Annotated in this window: 17 protein-coding genes and 1 tRNA gene; 9 read left to right on the top strand and 9 right to left on the bottom strand. The window is 58.3% G+C overall.

Annotation, left to right across the window (positions count from 1 at the left end):
* Positions 1-176 precede the first annotated feature (176 nt).
* From A9Q02_RS18075 to A9Q02_RS18055, 5 genes are read left to right on the top strand one after another with little or no spacing between them, the layout of a single operon-like run.
* A complete protein-coding gene (locus A9Q02_RS18075) occupies positions 177-1,166 on the top strand; it encodes a lysylphosphatidylglycerol synthase transmembrane domain-containing protein (RefSeq protein ID WP_097654479.1) in 990 nt (329 codons plus the stop codon).
* Positions 1,167-1,181: 15 nt separating this feature from the next.
* On the top strand, positions 1,182-1,598 hold the full coding sequence (locus A9Q02_RS18070) for an HIT family protein (RefSeq protein WP_097654478.1): 417 nt from the start codon (positions 1,182-1,184) through the stop codon (positions 1,596-1,598).
* A gap of 2 nt (positions 1,599-1,600) precedes the next feature.
* A complete protein-coding gene (locus A9Q02_RS18065; RefSeq protein WP_097654477.1) occupies positions 1,601-2,827 on the top strand; it encodes a hypothetical protein in 1,227 nt (408 codons plus the stop codon).
* Positions 2,828-2,842: 15 nt separating this feature from the next.
* Positions 2,843-3,289, top strand: a complete 447-nt coding sequence (locus tag A9Q02_RS18060) for a hypothetical protein (protein WP_097654476.1) — start codon at positions 2,843-2,845, stop codon at positions 3,287-3,289.
* A 16-nt stretch (positions 3,290-3,305) separates the two neighbouring features.
* Positions 3,306-4,310 (top strand): ribose-phosphate diphosphokinase, encoded by a 1,005-nt coding sequence (locus A9Q02_RS18055; protein ID WP_097654475.1) that lies wholly within the window; start codon positions 3,306-3,308, stop codon positions 4,308-4,310.
* Between the two features lie 70 nt (positions 4,311-4,380).
* Here A9Q02_RS18055 and ilvA read toward each other — a convergent pair whose 3' ends face one another.
* The 4 genes from ilvA to A9Q02_RS18035 form a co-directional block, all read right to left on the bottom strand.
* Positions 4,381-5,892 (bottom strand): threonine ammonia-lyase, biosynthetic, encoded by a 1,512-nt coding sequence (gene ilvA, locus A9Q02_RS18050; RefSeq protein ID WP_097654474.1) that lies wholly within the window; start codon positions 5,890-5,892, stop codon positions 4,381-4,383.
* A gap of 38 nt (positions 5,893-5,930) precedes the next feature.
* On the bottom strand, positions 5,931-8,132 hold the full coding sequence (locus A9Q02_RS24705; RefSeq protein ID WP_141509016.1) for a peptidoglycan DD-metalloendopeptidase family protein: 2,202 nt from the start codon (positions 8,130-8,132) through the stop codon (positions 5,931-5,933).
* Positions 8,133-8,306: 174 nt separating this feature from the next.
* Positions 8,307-9,347 (bottom strand): alpha-ketoacid dehydrogenase subunit beta, encoded by a 1,041-nt coding sequence (locus A9Q02_RS18040; protein WP_097654472.1) that lies wholly within the window; start codon positions 9,345-9,347, stop codon positions 8,307-8,309.
* Between the two features lie 73 nt (positions 9,348-9,420).
* The gene (locus A9Q02_RS18035) at positions 9,421-9,969 is read right to left on the bottom strand and encodes a hypothetical protein (RefSeq protein ID WP_097654471.1); all 549 of its coding nucleotides are present in this window, start codon (positions 9,967-9,969) and stop codon (positions 9,421-9,423) included.
* Between the two features lie 57 nt (positions 9,970-10,026).
* Between A9Q02_RS18035 and A9Q02_RS18030 the strand changes: the two genes are divergently transcribed.
* Positions 10,027-10,117: transfer RNA gene (locus tag A9Q02_RS18030), tRNA-Ser, on the top strand.
* 8 nt (positions 10,118-10,125) lie between these two features.
* On the opposite strand, the gene A9Q02_RS18025 is transcribed toward A9Q02_RS18030, so the two are convergent.
* Together A9Q02_RS18025 and A9Q02_RS18020 are read right to left on the bottom strand one after the other, a co-directional pair.
* Positions 10,126-10,659, bottom strand: coding sequence for a thioredoxin family protein (locus A9Q02_RS18025; protein WP_097654470.1), 534 nt, complete (start codon positions 10,657-10,659; stop codon positions 10,126-10,128).
* A gap of 53 nt (positions 10,660-10,712) precedes the next feature.
* Complete coding sequence (locus A9Q02_RS18020; protein ID WP_097654469.1) at positions 10,713-11,048, bottom strand: DF family (seleno)protein; 336 nt, start codon at positions 11,046-11,048, stop codon at positions 10,713-10,715.
* 80 nt (positions 11,049-11,128) lie between these two features.
* Here A9Q02_RS18020 and A9Q02_RS18015 point away from each other — a divergent pair, with 80 nt between their 5' ends.
* From A9Q02_RS18015 to A9Q02_RS18005, 3 genes are all read left to right on the top strand, one after another.
* Positions 11,129-13,123, top strand: a complete 1,995-nt coding sequence (locus tag A9Q02_RS18015; RefSeq protein WP_097654468.1) for a PAS domain S-box protein — start codon at positions 11,129-11,131, stop codon at positions 13,121-13,123.
* Complete coding sequence (locus A9Q02_RS18010; protein ID WP_216361549.1) at positions 13,123-13,779, top strand: response regulator; 657 nt, start codon at positions 13,123-13,125, stop codon at positions 13,777-13,779. The genes A9Q02_RS18015 and A9Q02_RS18010 overlap by 1 nt, the downstream gene beginning before the upstream one ends.
* A gap of 238 nt (positions 13,780-14,017) precedes the next feature.
* Positions 14,018-14,503, top strand: coding sequence for a hypothetical protein (locus A9Q02_RS18005; protein WP_097654467.1), 486 nt, complete (start codon positions 14,018-14,020; stop codon positions 14,501-14,503).
* A gap of 64 nt (positions 14,504-14,567) precedes the next feature.
* Here A9Q02_RS18005 and A9Q02_RS18000 read toward each other — a convergent pair whose 3' ends face one another.
* From A9Q02_RS18000 to aceA, 3 genes are all read right to left on the bottom strand, one after another.
* Positions 14,568-15,077 carry an amidohydrolase family protein gene (locus A9Q02_RS18000; protein ID WP_097654466.1) on the bottom strand — a complete coding sequence of 170 codons (510 nt, stop codon included), beginning with the start codon at positions 15,075-15,077 and terminating at the stop codon, positions 14,568-14,570.
* A gap of 9 nt (positions 15,078-15,086) precedes the next feature.
* Complete coding sequence (gene aceB, locus A9Q02_RS17995; RefSeq protein WP_097654465.1) at positions 15,087-16,685, bottom strand: malate synthase A; 1,599 nt, start codon at positions 16,683-16,685, stop codon at positions 15,087-15,089.
* A 126-nt stretch (positions 16,686-16,811) separates the two neighbouring features.
* Positions 16,812-18,086, bottom strand: a complete 1,275-nt coding sequence (gene aceA, locus A9Q02_RS17990) for an isocitrate lyase (protein WP_097654464.1) — start codon at positions 18,084-18,086, stop codon at positions 16,812-16,814.
* Positions 18,087-18,317: the final 231 nt, after the last annotated feature.

Here is an 18,317-nt window from a genome sequence, read left to right as displayed (position 1 = left end):
GTGGGCACCCGCCAGGGGTGCCCCTACGGGGGCGGGGGCCGAATCCGGTGTAGGGCCCCCCCTGGCGGGTGCCCTGGTGGGATGCTATGATGCGGGTGAACAAAGCTCAATTGCAGAGATGCGATGAGAAGAGTATAATCGCCATAGGATCTTGTTTCACGCAGGTTATATTCTCCATGTCACTTAAAACGCTCCAGGGCAAATTGGTTGCATCGTTGCTAATTGGTCTCGCGGTGATGATCGTGATTGGCCTGGTTAGCGATGTGCGTGAGGTCGCCCGCGATCTGGGCAGTTTTCAGTGGGCGCTGATGCCCCTTATTCTTGGGCTCACCCTCTTGAATTATCTCCTCCGCTGGGCCAAATGGGAGTATTACCTCCGTTTCTTGCGCTGTGGCGATGGGGTCAGTTCATTTGATAGCGGGCTGATCTTTACCTCAGGCATGGTGATGGCCGTCACCCCTGGCAAGCTTGGTGAGGTCTTTAAGTCGTATCTGTTACGCCGCGTCAATGGCACGGCTGTCTCGCGTTCAGCCCCGATTGTGCTTGCCGAACGGCTCACCGATGGCTTGGCGATGCTCTTGCTGATGGGCCTTGGCCTGACGCTCTATCCGCCTGCTCGCCCGGTCTTTGCCTTGCTGGTCGTGGGGACGCTCGTAGGGATCCTGATTTTACAGCAACGCACCTGGTCTTTGTGGCTCATTGCTTTCATTGGTCGTTTGCCCATGGGCGACCGGATCGCGCCTCGCCTGACGACGATCTATGAGAGCACGATTCAGTTGCTTGACTGGCGTGTCTTGCTGATCGCGACCCTGATCAGTGTCGTCTCGTGGGGGTTTGAGTGCCTTGCGTTTTACTATGTGCTCGTTGGTCTGGGTGTCGAGGGTACCTGGTTGCTCTTGCTTCAGGCCACGTTTATTTTTGCGGCCAGCACCCTCTTTGGGCTGGTCTCGTTTTTGCCTGGTGGGCTTGGGGTGAGTGAGGTGACCAGTGTTGGTCTGCTGGTTGCCCTCGTTGGGGTGAGTGTGGCAACGGCAACAACGGCGACGCTGCTGATCCGTTTTGGGACGCTCTGGTTTGGTGTCTTGCTCGGCGTGCTCGCGCTGGCATGGTTTGGCCGCCGTTATCCTGCTCACGACCACGAAGCAAGTGTGGGCAGTGTTGCATAGCTGAAAGGGCTCAGGATGGCATCAATTTTCACAAAAATCGTCAACGGCGAAATTCCTTCGGCCAAGGTGTATGAGGATGACCTGACGCTTGCTTTTCTGGATATTAATCCGGCCTCACGTGGTCATACCCTCGTTATTTGCAAGCCAGAGCTCCCAAGCTTGCTCGATCTGCCCCCGGATCTTCTCGCCGCAACAACCCGCACCACGCAACTGGTGGCCAGGGCGCTGATGGCTGCCCTTGAGCCCGATGGCTTCAATATTTTACAAAATAATGGAAGTGCCGCTGGTCAGGTGGTGTTTCATTACCATGTCCATATTATCCCGCGTTGGCATAGTGATCGGGTGTTGACCCCGTGGCGCCCTGGTTCGGCGTCACCGTCTGATCTCCGTGACACGGCTGCCCTTATTGCGGCTCAGGTTAGCAAGGAATGACAATGAGCGACGGGCGCTCTGGTGATGAAACTGAATCTCATGCGATTGTAGATGATGGGCCGCCGGTCAATGGTGCGGCGAATCCCGCCGCAGATGCGCCGGTTGCTGTCCAATCCGGCGTGCCATCATCTACGGCTGCGCCGAACGAGCCGGTTCAGGTTGTTGTGCCATCATCAGCGGCTGGACACGGTGTCGTGTCATCTTCTGCGCAAGGTTCTGCTGCTACGCCGCCCCCTGAGGCAGCGGATGTCGCACCATCGCCAGACGCCCCCGCGTCACCATCAGAGGTTGTCGAAGGTACGGTCGTTGATCAGGTGCCAGGTACCCCCCAGATTGCCCCGGCAGGTAGTGCTGCGCGGGCATCGGTTGCCGGTGATGACACGCTCGAGACGATTCGCCTGGAAGCGTCTCAGACGGTCATTGATGCCGACGATCCGCCCCAGGATGTTCGCCACTGGCACCTTCCCTTGCTGATCCTGCTTGGCTTTCTGGTTCTGCTCATTCTCGCGCTGCTCAACAGCACGCTGGGGCTCTGGCACTTACCTGGCTCGCCTGGGGCTATCCCAACGCGTGAATTGATCCTGAGTTCTACGCCGCTTGGCGATACCGGGACATCGGGTTGGCTCCCTGGAAACCTTGATCCAGGTGGGAACATCCCGCCGCTCGGGGTGCCGGGTGATCCGTCGTTGGTGCCTGGGGCAACCTTTGCGCAGGCGTATGAACGCGCTGGTGGCCTGCGCATCCTCGGCTTGCCCATCACCGGGCCGGTTTGGGTCAATGGGCGCGAGATCCAGTGGTTTGAACGGGCGCGCCTCGAACATTGGCCTGAACATACCGGGACGCCCTTTGAGGTTCAATTGGGCTTGCTTGGGGTCGAATTTACGCAGGGCCGTACCTTTGCCCGCCAGCAGTTTTTTGTGAGCCGCCCCGATCTGCGCTACTTTCCTGAGACTGGCTATGGAGTTGGCGGACGATTTTTACGCTTTTGGGAGGAGAATGGCGATCGAATGGCCTTTGGTCTGCCGATTAGCGAAGAGTTTGATGAGGTCATGCCTGATGGTCTGGCCTATCGAGTCCAATACTTCGAGCGCGTGCGCATGGAGTACCATCCGCAGTATGCTGGTTCCCCGTATGAAGTCCAGCTAGGTTTGCTTGGCTCGGCCTTGCTGAGTAATGCGGCTCGTCCGACAACGCTTCAGCCTGTGCCTACCCCGGTACCCTTGCCGTGAAAAGGAGCGATCAAGATGCGCGAAACACTCTTCATTGACGTAGCTCGACAGGAGGGGTATCGCAGCGAGGCTGCCGAGGATACCCTTGAGATGGTGCGTACACGGCTGCAGGAAGCCCGGTATCAGACGCATCGTTTCTATCTCTATCGTACCGGTGATCCTGCGGTTCCTGAACGTGACAAGACGCCAGCCCCTCAGACGACGCGCCCCCGCGTTCTGGTAGCCTTCCAGAGTGCTGATTCGGCGCTGGTCTTTGCGCAGACCCATGGCCTTGGCCGTTCACCACGCCTGGTAGCGCTGACGTTAAGCCAGATGCTGGCTGCACTTATGCAACGCCCTGGGATCAGCATGCTGTTGATCGCCAGTGAAGACCAGGAAGCCCTCCGTGCCAGTGCGTTGCCCCTTGGGATGCGGATTGAACGGGCCGAATTGATTGAGCGTCTGACGAGTCTTGCCTCGTGATTGAAAGGAGCTTGCTGTGGGGAGTCGCTTCGACGAAATGCGGATCTTTTCGGGGAATGGCAATCGTGCGCTCTCTGAACTGATCTGTGACCGCTTAAACGTCCCGCTTGGTGACGCAACGATTGTCAAGTTCAGTAACGAGAATATCTTTGCCAAACTGAACGAGAGCGTGCGTGAGAAGGACGTTTTTGTCGTCCAGTCGCTCTCTACACCAAACTTGAGTGACCGGATTATGGAGTTGTTGATCCTGCTTGATGCCTGCCGTCGTGCTTCAGCCGGGCGTGTGACCGCAGTTATTCCGTACTATGCGTATGGGCGTACCGATAAGAAGGATCAGCCGCGGGTGCCGATCACGGCGCGTTTGCTCGCCGATATGATCCAGGCTGCTGGGGCGCAACAGGTCTTGACGATTGACTTGCATGCCGGGCAGATCCAGGGTTTCTTTAACATCCCGATGGACGAATTGACGGCGATGCATCTGCTGGTGCGCTACTGGTCTGAGAAGGGTTGGGACAATGTCATTGTCGTCTCGCCTGATGTGGGCTTTGCCAAGCGTGGGCGCAATTTTGCCGAGGCGATTGGTGCGCCGCTGGCGATTGCCGAGAAGCGCCGGGTGCAACACCTTGCGAGTCGTGATAATAATGGGAATTACTCTTCACCCGAGATTATGAACCTGATCGGTGATGTCGTTGGCAAACGCTGCATCATTGTTGACGACGAAATTGCGACGGGCGGCTCGATCCTCGAAGTGGTTGACCTGCTCAACCGCGAAGGGGCCAGTGAGGTCTATGCCTGCTGTGTCCACCCGGTCTTTGCTGCCAACGCTGTCCAGCGCCTTCGCCAGAGTGGTCTCCGCGAACTGGTGACTACCGATACGCTGCCCCTGACCCCCGAGCAGCGCTGGCCCGGTTTGACGGTGCTCAGCGTGAGTGCCATGCTCGCCGAAGTCATCCAGCGCATTCATAGTGGGGTGTCGGTCGATACAATCTTCTCGCAACGCCATTACGCTGCCCTTGGGTGAGGGTCATTGCTTCGTTGATCAAAAAGCCAGCGTAGCTGGCTTTTTGATCAACGAAGCAGAGCGCAGATGGTTATGTGAGAAAGGCCCGATAGGCCGGATTCTCACTCTCATCAACGTGACGGTAGCCGAGTTGGGCGAGCGAAGCACGGAAGCGCGCGAGGTCGCTGTCGGGTACCTGGATGCCGGCGAGTACGCGCCCGTGCGCACTGCCGTGGTTGCGATAGTGAAAGAGGCTGATGTTCCACGACGCATCGAGTGCTTCGAGAAACTGAAGGAGGGCCCCGGGCCGTTCGGGAAATTCAAAGCTGAAGAGCCGTTCGTTGAGAGCTTCTGGGGCGCGCCCTCCGACCATGTGGCGCAGGTGAACAATCGCCAGTTCGTTGTTCGTCAGGTCAAAGAGTTCGTAGCCCGCCTCGGTAAGGTGCGCGATGATCGCAAGGCGTTGCTCGGGATGCGCTAGTTCAATGCCGACGAAGATGCGGGCATCGGTGCGCGGGGCATAGCGGTAGTTGAATTCGGTGATGTTGTAGTTGCCTAGATCACGGCAGAAACGTTTGAAAGAGCCCGGACGCTCAGGGATGGTGATTGCAATCAGGGCTTCGCGCTGCTCGCCAAGCTCGGCCCGCTCGGCAACATGGCGCAGTCGCCCGAAATTGACGTTGGCCCCGCACGTCAAGGCGACGAGATGCTCGTTGCGGACGCCTCGTTCGTTGACATAATGCTTCATGCCGGCGACGGCGAGCGCCCCGGCTGGCTCCTGAATCGCACGTGTGTCGTCAAAGACATCTTTGATAGCGGCACAGACTTCGTCAGTGGTCACGCGGACGATCTCGTCAACATAAGTTTGCACGAGATTGAAGGTGTGTTCACCAACACGCCGTACCGCGACGCCATCAACAAAGATGCCAACCTGGCTCAGGGTCACCCGCGTGCCAGCCTGCACGCTCTGATACATCGCATCGGCATCGTCGGGCTCAACCCCGATCACGCGAATGGCCGGGTTGATGCTCTTGAGAAAGACCGCGATGCCAGCAGCCAGGCCGCCGCCACCGATGGGGACAAAAACATAATAGTCTTCCGCGCGCATCTGCTGCGAGATCTCTAGGCCAATTGTGCCCTGCCCCGCAATGACCAGCGGGTCGTCGTAGGGATGGATAAAGGTGAGGCCAAGCTCGGTCTGCAGCAGATAGGCGTGCGCTTCGGCATCACTATAGCTGTCGCCGTGCAAGACAACCTCGGCCCCGCGTGCGCGACACGCCTGGATCTTGATTTCAGGCGTCGTCACGGGCATCACAATGACCGTTCGTACGTCGAGATGTTGCCCCGAAAAAGCAACCCCTTGGGCGTGATTCCCCGCCGACGCCGTGATGACGCCCCGCTCGCGCTCGGCGGGCGAGAGGTGCGCCATGCGATTATAGGCCCCGCGGAGTTTGAACGAGAAGATCGGCTGCAGATCTTCGCGTTTGAAAAAGACCTCATTGCCGAGGCGGGCCGTTAGCCGGGGTGCGGCCTGGAGTGGTGTCTCGATGGCGACATCATAGACCCGGCTGGTCAGAATGCGCTGCAGATATGCGATATTCACGGTGTTCCTTTTGCCCTCAATGCCAAAGCTACCGTATCCTACCACACGATCAGCGGGAGCCAGATACGATCGCGGTTTTCGGCTTCGATTAGCACCGTGCGCGTGACGATCGTCGTGCGATTCAGCCGGTCGGTATACCGTACCGAGAGTTCATGCAGGCCAGGTTCGGCTTCGAGCGTCCAGCGATAGGCATCATAGTAGGGCTGGGGGTCTTCCAACTGGTCATTGAGCCCGAGTTGCACGGCGACGATGCCGCCATCAGCGGCCAGGGCGTTGGTGTCAAGCCGGATCGTGCGCTCGGTGAGTACGACGGGCATTGTCCGGTCTTCAGGCAGCGCCGTTGCCATGCGCTCGATCGCCTCAGCTTCCATTGCGTGGTCAAAGATCTGTAGTTCGTCGAGGATCATATTGCTCGGGCCACCACCATTCGTGAAGCGACCGATGTGGAGCCGTGAGCCAACTTCGGTCGGCAGGGTGATGCCGGTCGTGGCCGCCGCAAGCGTTCCATCGAGATAGAGCGCCTTGCTGCCCGTCGCGGCGTCCCAGGTGATGGCAAGATGGTGCCACCCTGGGGCCAGTGTGTCTGGGGCGGCCAGGAGATCGCGGCTCGCCTCGTCGTCAGCCGTTGTCCAGAAGACCCAGGCTGGCCCGCCTTCCGGTCCAACCTGATCCCGCCGGAGGGCCAGGGTTCCTGGGTAGACCGGGGCTGCGCCGGGGTTGGCACTCGTCGCCAGCAGATAGTGCCGCGGGATGGTGCCCTGAGGGTAACTGTCTGGCACGTTGACCCAGAGACTCATGGTGCCCTGGGCGAGGTTCAGATTGCCTTCGGTGGGATAGTCGAGCTCGAACCGATTGAGTAGCAGCGCCTGATCGCTCCCCCGTCCTTGCTCAAACCGGGCTGTGCCTGATGTGGCGGCAAACCCTCGTCCAACCTCCTGCACAATGTGACCATCAAACGACGCAGCGAAGAGTAGGTCGGCGGGAGGATTGAGCGTCACGGTTGCCGGTGGGCCATGCTGTGCGTGGGTCGCTTGCGTCGGTTGTGGCACGGCAGAGCGGAGATCGGGCGGCGTGAAATTGTAGGTGCCGATGAGCGAAGCATGCCACAACCAGACACTCGGCAAACAGCCGGCATACGCACTGCAAGGATCGGGGCCAGGGCCATACCAGCCATAGGGGTCGACTTGGCGACCATAGCGGCGCACTTCAAAATGTAGGTGCGGCGTGCCGCGGACAAAACCACTTCGCCCACTTGTCCCAATGAAATCACCGGCCCGGACGGGAACGCCGGTATTGCGATCAATCAGACCAGCAAAGATCTCGGCAAAGCCGTCGAGATGCCAGTAGACCGTCTCGTAGCCATGGTCGTGGAGGATGACGACGCCATTGCCGCGATGGGTACGCGCATAGGCGATCCCCGAGGCTGCCGCAAGGATCGGTGTGCCAATGGGCTGATCAGGGAAATGGTAATCGTGCCCATCGTGCCCATCATACTGCACGCCCCCCTGCCCCAGATAATTCACTACATAGCCATTGCCGGGTAAGCCGGTATCAACCGTAGGATAGACATGGTCAAAATAGGCGAGATGCTCGACCCGTGTTCCGGCAGGCCAGGGTTGCAAAAGGAACCCATAGCGGGTGCTCTCGGTCGGTGTCGGGAGATTCTCTCCAGGGGGACGCGAGGGGTCGATCTGAACCAGTTGATTCGCAAAGTAGGCAGCAAAGACCTCACCGAACCGTTCGACGGCTGCGCGCCATTCAGTTGAGGTACGTCCATTGGCGAGAAAGCGTTGGACAGCGACCCCCTCGGGGGATTGGTCAAGGGTGAGGGTCAGGGTGACACCATCGGTAAAGCGCAGGGTGGGCGGGCGGCTATAGGGGCCAAGGCCGGCCCGTAACTCGCGGGTGGCCCAGTCAATCTGCGCTGCAAAGCCCAGAGGCCCGGTGTGCCCAAAGGGGGACTGCAAGGCCTCATCGCCGGGATCAGTCTGACTGAGCAAGCCAGCGGTTGTTTCGAGCAGGGCGAGGTGAATCTGCGGGCTCAGGCCATAATAAAAGGCTGCACTCTCGATGATGCTTGCCGCCGTCCGTCCATCTTCCCGCAGTTGCTTGAGTGGCCCGGGTTGGGTTTCAAGGAAACGCTGAACATCGCCATTTCCGGGCTGGGCGGCGACCTCTCCAGGTGCCCCAAGGCTCACTAGCAGACTCACGAGGCAGAGGATGGCAAGCAGATAACGCACAATGGTGGCTCCCGAGGGCACGGTGCTTTTCGCAATTATGGTGATGCTAGCATATGAGGAAGGGTCTGGTCAAGCGTTTGAGCGTGACAGTCTGGTTACGTTCTCTTCCGGGTTGGTTCGGGCACACGGCACGTGTGCCCGAACCAACCCGTGTAGGCTGGGGCTGCACCCCTCCTAATAGGCCAATAATTCACGGGTAGCGGTGATGATGGCACTGGCCCCGGGGCGATGGGCGTCTTCGAGCGGTGGACTATAGGGCACAGGGGTATCGGGGCCGGCAAGGCGACTGATCGGGCCATCGAGGTACGCAAAGGCCTCATTGGCAATCAGCGCCGCGACTTCGGCCCCGACACCGCAGGTACGGTTGGCTTCGTGAACAATGAGCACTTTGCCCGTACGGCGAGCCGTCGCGAGGATCGCCGCTTCATCGAGGGGTTTGAGGGTACGCAGATCGAGCACCTCGATGCTGTGGCCTTCGCGTTCCAGGTGTGCGGCGGCGGCGAGTGACTCGTGAACCATGGCCCCATAGGTAATGATCGACAACTCCTCACCTGACTTACGGAGCGCCGCCTCGCCAAGCGGAATCGTCACCTCGCCTTCGGGCACGGCACCCTTCAGCGAACGATAGAGGTACTTGGTTTCATAGTAGATCACGGGATTCGGATCGCGGATCGCGCTGAGCAAGAGGCCACGTGCATCCGCAGGCGTTGCTGGGGCAACCACCTTGAGGCCGGGCGTGTGGACAAACCAGGCCTCGTTACTCTGCGAATGGAAGGGGCCGGCCCGAAGACCACCCGCACCAGGGGCGCGGATCGTGATGGGGACAGACTGCCCCCAGCGATAATGGTTTGTCGCGGCAAACTGGACAAGCGCATCAAAGCCGGTCGAAATAAAATCGGCGAACTGCATCTCAACCACCGGATGAAAACCCTGGAAACTCATCCCGACGGCGGCATAGATCATCGCCAGTTCGGCCATCGGCGTATCAATGACCCGGTCGGCGCCAAATTCATCAAGCAAGCCCTGGGTTACTTTGAATGCACCGCCATAGGCCCCGATATCTTCACCGAGTAAGACCACCGACGGATCGTGTTGCAGGGCAAAACGCAAGCCATCGCGGATTGCTTCGAGATAGGTCAATTCACGCACGGTTTGGGTGGTGTCCTCAGCAGCGAGGGTAGTTACACCTTTGTGCAGGCCCTGATCCCAGGTCATTGGTCACTCCTCAACAACATCAACATCAAGGCAAGAGGGCTGGCCAGGCGGGGCCACAGCCAGCCCGAGATGGTTACATCCGTGTCCGTTCGGCGGCCCGGGCATCGCGAGCGACCCAGCCGGTAATCCGGGTTACTGCGGCAGCGATCAGGGCTGTTAGCAGCGCATTCACCGCAGCGGCACGCGGCAAATCGATATGTTCCTGAGGCCCTACTGCGGGTATACCGGCGATCCGCTCGGCAAGGCGCATGCTCCCGACAGCAAAACTGAAGGGCACGATCGAGCCGAGACTTGCCCCGAGGGCCGTTCCAAACACACTATTGCTTCCGCCTTCACCGGCGGTGCCAAGCTGCTCACGGGCCTGTTCGGCGGGCGATTGCCCTTTGAGGAGGGATACGGTAGCGATGCCAAGGCTGCCCAACCCGACAAAGCCACCCACAAAGATGCCCGCCCCTGTGAGCGCCGTTTTGCTCTGCACCTCGGCTGGTGGCCGACGAAAGGTGAGCAACTGACTCACAAAAGCGAGCAGATAAAAGATCGAACCCCAGAAACTCGAAAAGACCAGCGCACGGCCAAGATCCTCACCTTGTAAGCGGAGTCCTCGTTCTTGTTGGTGTGACATCGTATCAATCCTTCACTTGACGCATTCGCACATCGGCGTATAATACAGCAGACACTCGGGGAGATGACGGAGTGGTTGAACGTGCTCGTCTCGAAAACGAGTAGGGTGTAAAAAGCCCTCGGGAGTTCGAATCTCCCTCTCCCCGCCACTCCACACCTAGACTGACCACTTGATCGTGCAGCCAACTGCGGGCGTTTCACTGATTGGCGGTGGCTGATGTTTCAGCACTGCCTCAATGGCGTTGCGCAAATAGTGCTGCTGCACATGCTCGGGTTCGCGGTTGTCGTCGATCGCCCCATGATAGACGAGTTCTCTGGCCTGGTTGAAGAGAAACACCTCCGGGGTACGTTCGGCCCCATAGGCACGTGCGGTTGTTTGCGGCTGGTCATGCAGATACGGGAACGGGTACTTGAACATTTGGGCCCGTTGTTGCATTGCCTCGAAACTATCCACCGGATACTTCTGCGGATCATTGGCATTAAGCAAGACCAGCGCCACGCCATGCTCAGCATACTCATGCTGCAACTCAATCATACGCTCTTCCCAGGCCTGCACATAGGGGCAGTGATTGCAACTAAAGATCAAGCCAAGCACCTGATGGTCAGCGAACGTTTCGAGACGGTAGTGGCGTCCATCAACTCCAGGTAATTCAAAAGGGATGGCGCTGGCGCCAATTGGTAGTCGACTCATATGGTTGTTGCTCCTTTGCAATGCTCCCGAAGATAAAGATCACATGGATCGTCTCAGGAGGTACTGAGCGCAGACAGGCGTCTGCGCAACCATTCACGAGTTGGCAAGGGGGTGATGCGCCCATCGTCGCGTCGGTAGGCACGACAGGTAAGGGCATAGAGCGAGGCAGCACCACTTGCAACGGGATGGGGGTCAATGTCTTGCCCATTGACCAGAATCGTAGGCGACCCAAGGAAATGCAGGCGTTGGGCGTCGGCTTCGTCGCGCACCTCAACGAGACGGATGACGGCATCAAGCCCTTCGGCGGCAATCACAGCGTGGAGGAGCGCCAGTCCTTCTTCGTGTGATGGGCATTCGGCCCACCAGAGATAGTCAATCGAGAGTGTCATACATGTATTATACACTGTACGTACGCTCGTAGAGTATCGTATACTATAGTCCAGCCATAAGCTTCAAGGAAGGGACCCTCATGAACTCGCACTTGCCACAGGGTGGCTCGACCGAGACGATGCCAATGCTCTGGACACTGTTGTTGGATGCACCAGTGGGCATTGCGTTGCTCGATCCCGAGATGCGAGTTTTGATGCTCAATAGCCTGATGGCCGAACTGATCGGGTTAACGTCACTGGAGTATGTTAGGCACCATGCGAGTGAGGTTTTTCGTGATCACGCCCCTGCCGTGCTTGAGTTGATCGCCCAGGCTGCCTCGTCGGGGGTAAGCAAACGCGAAATCCAGTTCGATATTCTGGTTCAGGGGCGCTCGCACCGTTGGGTCTTGCATGCCTACCCCTTGTTTGATGGGCTGACCGGGCCTGGGTATGGCCTGTTGGCAACGGAAATCAGACATACCGCCGAGAGTGAGGCCCCCTCGGTACTGATCAATAGTGAAGAGCGCTTTCGTCTACTCGCCGAAAACGCGGTTGATATGATCTACCGCTACCGGATTACGCCCGATCCGGGGTTTGAGTATGTCAGTCCCGCCGCAACCACGATGCTCGGCTATACCCCCGAAGAGCATTATCAAGACCCTCATCTGAGCAGCAAGATCGTCCATCCGAGTGATCGACTCTTGTTGCAGACCATCTTGTCGGGGGCCCATAGCGGCCACCCAGTCATGCTGCGCTGGCAGCACCGCAATGGCAACCTGGTCTGGACCGAGCAACGAAACCGCCTGATCCGTGACACGCTTGGGCGTCCGGTCGCGATCGAGGGCATTGCGCGCGATGTAACGGATCGGCGTCGTACCGAAGAGGCCTTGATCCAGGCGCTTGAGGCGGAACGCCATGCGCGCCATGTCGCCGAAGTGCTGCACTCGGCGAATCTGGCATTGACGCGGAGTCTCGATGCCGACCATGTGATGGCCGCCCTGCTTGAGCATCTGAGTAGCCTGGTGCCCTACGATAGTGCAGCGGTGCTCTTGCTCGAAGGCGATGATCGGCTTGTGTTTCGCGCTGCCCGAGGCTATGAACGCTTTGGGACGGCCGAAGGCATCGTCGGCTTGTCGGTGGATGTTGGGGCTGATCCCGTGCTCAAGCCGATTGTTGAACGTCGGCGGAGCTTTCTGGTGATGGATACGGCCAATGCAACCCGCTGGCAGGTTCGTCCAGGGTTTGGGCATATCCGCAACTGGTTTGGCGTTCCATTGCTGGCGGGTGAAACGGTGATCGGGGTCTTTTGCCTTGATAAGGCCGAAGCCAACTTCTTTACCCCGGAACATGTTGACATGGCCGAATTGCTGGCGATGCCTGCGGCGATTGCGTTGCAAAATGCGCGGCTCTTTGGCGAGGTGACCAGTGGACGGGCACGGATGCGCGCTCTTTCTGAGCGCCTCGTGGCGGTGCAAGAGACCGAGCGCGCCCATCTGGCCCGCGAACTCCATGATGAGATCGGCCAGATGTTGACGAGTCTGAGCCTTGCGTTGACCGTGTCGGACCGGATGCCCGTCGAAATGCTGCGCGAACGGATCGCCCAGGTACAACGACAGGTGAATCAACTCACCACTCAGGTGCGGACACTCTCGTTGAATCTGCGGCCCGCGATGCTTGACGATCTGGGGCTCTTACCGGCGCTGGTCTGGTTTACCCGACGTTATGGCGATCAGACTGGCATTCAGGTGCAATTGCAGCATGCCGGGCTCGATCAACAGGTGATCACCCCGTCGGTGGGGGCCACCGCGTATCGTGTCGTCCAAGAAGCCCTGACAAATGTGGCGCGTCACGCCAAGGTAACGCGGGCGCTGGTGCAAGTCTGGGCGACCGATGCGATCCTGGCGGTTCAGGTGATGGATGAAGGGGTTGGCTTTGATGTGGAGCTTGCCTTGACCGCGTATAGCTCAAGTGGACTGATCGGCATGCAAGAACGAGTGCGCCTCGCGGGTGGATACTTGACCGTTGAGTCGACACCTGGCGAGGGTGTTCGGGTACTGGCTGAGATTCCACTCACACCGCCAGAGGAGCGCTTTTGATGGGCGTGTTGACCATTGTGCTTGCCGATGACCATGCAGTCGTACGGGCTGGCTTGCGAGCCTTGTTAGAGAATGAAATGGATTGTTCGGTGGTCGGTGAGGCTGGCAATGGCCTCGAGGCGCTCGCTCTCGTTGAACGTTTGCAACCGAGCCTCCTGGTAGTTGATCTGATGATGCCGGGGTTGAGTGGCCTTGAAGTTGCCCGTCAGGCGCGTCAGATCTCATCAGGCACACGGATTATTATTCTCTCGATGCATTCTGATGAATCGTATGTCCGTGAGTCCTTACGGGTTGGCGTGACCGCGTACGTGCTCAAAGAAGCCCTCTCGAATGATTTTCTCTATGCCTTGCACCAGGCTGCTGCTGGACGTCGGTATCTGAGCCCACCGTTGTCAGAGAAAGCCCTGGATGCCTATGCTTCACAGACGGTTGAGACGACACTGGATCTGTATGAAACGCTGACGGCCCGTGAACGCGAGATCCTCTACCTGGCCGCCCAGGGCATGACCAGCGCCGAAATTGCCGAGCGCCTGATGATTGGTGTGCGTACCGTTGACACCCATCGCGCCAGCATGATGCGCAAACTGGGCTTGCATACCCCACTTGACCTCATTCGCTATGCCGTGCGTCGTGGCATCGTGAGCCTCGATAGCTAACGTGGCGCTCACATCTCCGCATTGCTACAGAGCATCATTCCGTATTGCTACGTAGTGCGCTCGGATTTGCCGCATGATATGCTAGGGGCTATGAGTGGAAGAACTGTCTGCAATGGGGCTGACAGTTCTTCTGCCAGAAGTATTGAGCCCTTTCCTGTTCCTTTGGCGAGCTGCTGACAATGCGTGCATCGGTCGCAACAGCTTGACTGAGTGCAGAACCCCAGCGTGGAGGCAGATTATGGCAGTTCGCAGAATAACCTCTGCAACGACACAAGACCAAGGCTTTAGTCAGGCACAGCTCAATGATCTCTACCGCTCGGTGGAAGCCTTCCGGTCGATCGCCATCGCGTGGGAGTCGATTGCGAGTGGCGCGTGGAGTCTTGCTGCCATTCGGAGTTTTGCTGCGCTTGCTCGTCGGGTTGCCCTTGATCTATCGACGGTAGGGTGCGGTGCGCTTGATCAAGCAGTGATTGAACTAGTGCTGGCCCTTGACGGCATTACGGTAGCGGGGACGCTCGATGAGTCGTTGATGGAACAGGTTGATCATGCGCTGGCGAAGATCAGGGGAGTAACCGTACAGCGAGTGCTCGCCCTTGATTTTAGTGCGATTGCGTCGGAGGGTGGTTCCGCACCGGTGCTGATGAGTGAGACATGCCCGCGCTGTGCGGCGCATGCGATCTGCACCCTAGTTCATGCTCGTCGCGAGCACCAGATGCGCGTCTGAGTCCGGGCGTACGACCGGGCCTGCTACTTCCGGGGGGCCAGTGGCCCCCCGGGGTGATTCATGGCTACGTAGCGGTGTGTAATTCAGCGACAATGGCGGATGGGATTGGATGTTCCCAGAGCTTGCCGCCGAGTCGTTCGAGTTCAGCGACAAGGACATCGCGTTCTTCAGCCGGGATCAGACCAACAATCGCGGCCGAGCCGGTATCAAGTTCCGCCCCGATCTCATAGAGCGACTGCTCGGGAAAGCCCGTCTCGCGCACCATCCGGCGGGTTGCCTCACTGGTCACGCGTTCCACAAACGCAGCAGGCTGGGTCCCCATCAGGCCAACGAACGTATAGGCAAACCAGGTGAGACCGCCGACCAGTGAGGTGGTCAAATCGGCCAATTCCTCACCGAAATCACGCGGCTCGCGGAGGCTGATCGAGCCATCCTCACGCTTCATCACCACGGCAAAGTGCCCGGTTCGTTCCCCAATCTGCCGGTCGAGGGTTTCGATGACAGAGCGAACTGCTTCGGCCCGACTGGCGCTGGTGAAACTATAGACCATCAAGAGCATATTTTCGGTCTTCATGTGAATGCCTTAATCAATATGATCGTAGGCCGGCAGCGTCAGGAACTCGACAAAGTCATCGCTGGTCGTAATCAGATCAAAGAGTTTGGCGGCCTCTTCGTATTTGCCATCGGCATACGCTGGGCCAAGCTGTTCCTTGATCTTCGCCAGTTCTTCGGGCAACATCGTCCGGAAGAGCTCGACGGTCACTTTGCGCCCATCGTGCAGCACGCCCTTGGGACTCCGGATCCACTGCCAGATCTGCGCCCTTGAAATCTCGGCGGTGGCGGCATCTTCCATCAGATTAAAGACCGGCACACAGCCATTGCCAGCCAGCCACGACCCGAGGTACTGAATACCGACATTGAGATTGAGGCGAAGGCCCTGCTCGGTGATGGGGGCTTCTGGTTGGAAGGTGAGCAGATCGGCGGCCGTGACCTCAACGTCATCACGGGTGCGGCTAATCTGATTTGGTGTCTTCATGACGGTATTAAACGCATCGAGGGCAATCGGCACCAACCCTGGGTGCGCAACCCATGTTCCATCGTGCCCATCGGTTGCCTCACGCTCTTTATCGGTGCGCACCTTGGACATGGCCGCCTCATTCGCCTCGGGGTCATTTTTGATCGGAATCTGGGCCGCCATCCCGCCCATCGCGTGGGCACCCCGGCGGTGACAGGTCTTGATTGCCAGCAACGAATACGAACGCATAAAGTGGGTCGTCATCGTCACGAGGGCACGATCGGCGAGACAGAAATCGGGATTGGTACGGAACTTCTTAATGCACGAGAAGATATAGTCCCAGCGACCACAATTGAGCCCAGCGGAGTGTTCGCGCAGTTCATAGAGGATCTCGTCCATCTCGAAGGCGGCGAGGATCGTCTCGATCAGCACCGTCGCTTTGATGGTGCCTGTGGGGAGGCCGACATACTCCTGAGCAGCGAGAAAGATCTCATTCCAGAGGCGCGCTTCGAGGTGGCTTTCGAGTTTGGGCAGATAGAAATAGGGGCCACCCTGGATTTCGATCGCCTGGCGGGCATTGTGGAAGAAATAGAGCGCAAAATCGAAGATACCACCAGAAACGACCTCACCATCAACGAGGACATGCTTCTCGTTGAGGTGCCAGCCGCGTGGGCGTACAAAGAGGATGGCCGGATTATCACTCAGCGCATAGGCCTTGCCCTCGGGTGAGGTAAAGGTAATGGTACGGCGCAGGGCATCGCGGAGATTGATCTGACCTTGCACCTGATTATCCCAGTTGGGGGTATTGGCATCTTCAAAATCGGCCATAAAGACCTTTGCGCCGGAATTGAGGGCATTGATCACCATTTTGCGCTCAACGGGGCCAGTAATTTCGACGCGGCGATCATTGATATGTGGAGGGAAGGGAGCAATCTTCCAGTCACCAGCGCGGATCTCAGCGGTCTCGGGCAGAAAATCGGGCAACTTGCCGGCATCGAGGTCAGCCTGTCGGGTCGTGCGCTGGTCAAGCAACGCCGTACGGCGCCCATTAAAACGGCGATGGAGCAGGGCAACCAATTCAAGCGCCTCGGGAGTCAGAATCTCAGTGTACTCCGGTGTCACATGCCCAGTGATCTGCATCCCAGCGGGCAATTTCAGATCGGCCATTGATCCGTCCTTTCATTATTTCATCATGTGGAAATAGTTTTCAGCTTTCTGCTGACGCACGATGCAAGCATTGCTTGCATCGTGCGTCAGCAGAAATCTTTTTGAGGACTGCGGCTTCGTCCGCGCCTAGTGGAACTGTTCGGCCTCGGTTGAGCCAGCGAGGGCAGTGGTGGAGGAGGTACCTCCAGAAATCACCATGCTCACCTCATCGAAGTAGCCAGTACCGACTTCGCGCTGATGGCGGGTAGCGGTATAGCCCTGATCTTCGGCGGCGAACTCGGCCTGCTGCAACTCAGAGTAGGCAGCCATGCCGCGATCCTTATAGCCGTGGGCGAGGGTAAACATACTGTAATTGAGGCTATGGAAGCCAGCGAGGGTCACAAACTGGAACTTATAGCCCATCTCGCCAATCGCACGCTGGAAGCGAGCGATATCGGCATCACTCAATTTCTTCTTCCAATTGAAGCTTGGTGAGCAGTTATAGGCGAGCAGCTTACCGGGATACTTCGCATGGATCGCATCGGCAAAGCGCTGCGCCTCCTCGATACTCGGTTCAGCCGTCTCACACCAGACCATATCGGCATATTCAGCATAGGCCAGACCGCGTGAGATTGCCTGGTCGAGGCCTGGATTGACATAATAGAAGCCTTCAGGGGAGCGCTGGCCGGTGAGGAAGGGATGGTCGCGCTCATCCACATCACTGGTGATCAAATTGGCGGCATTGGCATCAGTGCGGGCAATAATGAGGGTTGGCACACCCATCACATCAGCGGCGAGCCGAGCGGCCACGAGATTACGGACAGCCTGCTGGGTCGGCAAGAGCACCTTGCCACCCATGTGACCACACTTCTTCTCAGAGGCGAGCTGGTCTTCGAAGTGGACGCCAGCGGCGCCGGCCTCGATCATCGCCTTGGTCAACTCAAAGACATTGAGCGGGCCACCAAAGCCAGCTTCGCCATCGGCAATAATCGGCGCGAACCAGTAGGTATCGCCGGTGCCCTCGGAGTGCTGGATCTGGTCAGCGCGCTGCAGCGCCTGATTGATCCGCTTGACGACCATCGGCACACTATTAGCGGGATAGAGGCTTTGGTCGGGGTACATCTGGCCGGCGAGGTTGGCATCAGCGGCAACCTGCCACCCTGACAGATAGATCGCCTTGAGCCCGGCCTTGACCTGCTGCACGGCCTGATTGCCAGTGAGCGCACCAAGGGTATTGACAAAGGGCTCGGTATGCAAAAGACTCCAGAGGCGTTCGGCACCCATGCGAGCCAGCGTTGACTCGGGCTGTACCGAACCCCTTAGACGATAGACTTCCTCGGCGCTGTAGCCACGTGCAATTCCGGCAAAACGTGGTGAATTCCAAACCTCGGCAATTTGAGCGATCTGCTGCTCACGATTCATACGTTCAGATCCTTTCCTCGACGATGAGTCCGCAACGACTTTTCCAACCCTACTCCACAAACTGTTACCATCAATGAGGGTCATTCACAACCCCGTTGAAACCTATTATATACCGTTTTAGTTACATCACGGTTACAAAATCCACCTGGTGGTTTAGTTTTTCGTATTATGGAAAATCTGCCTGCCAACGATTCGCGCCGTGGTGGCTTTGCGTGTGTTTCGTTGCAAAGG

The organism is Candidatus Chloroploca asiatica, assembly GCF_002532075.1.
Classification (GTDB): Bacteria; Chloroflexota; Chloroflexia; order Chloroflexales; family Chloroflexaceae; genus Chloroploca; species Chloroploca asiatica.
Note: the sequence above shows the minus strand (reverse complement) of the source record. Positions and strands in the feature narration are given on the sequence as shown.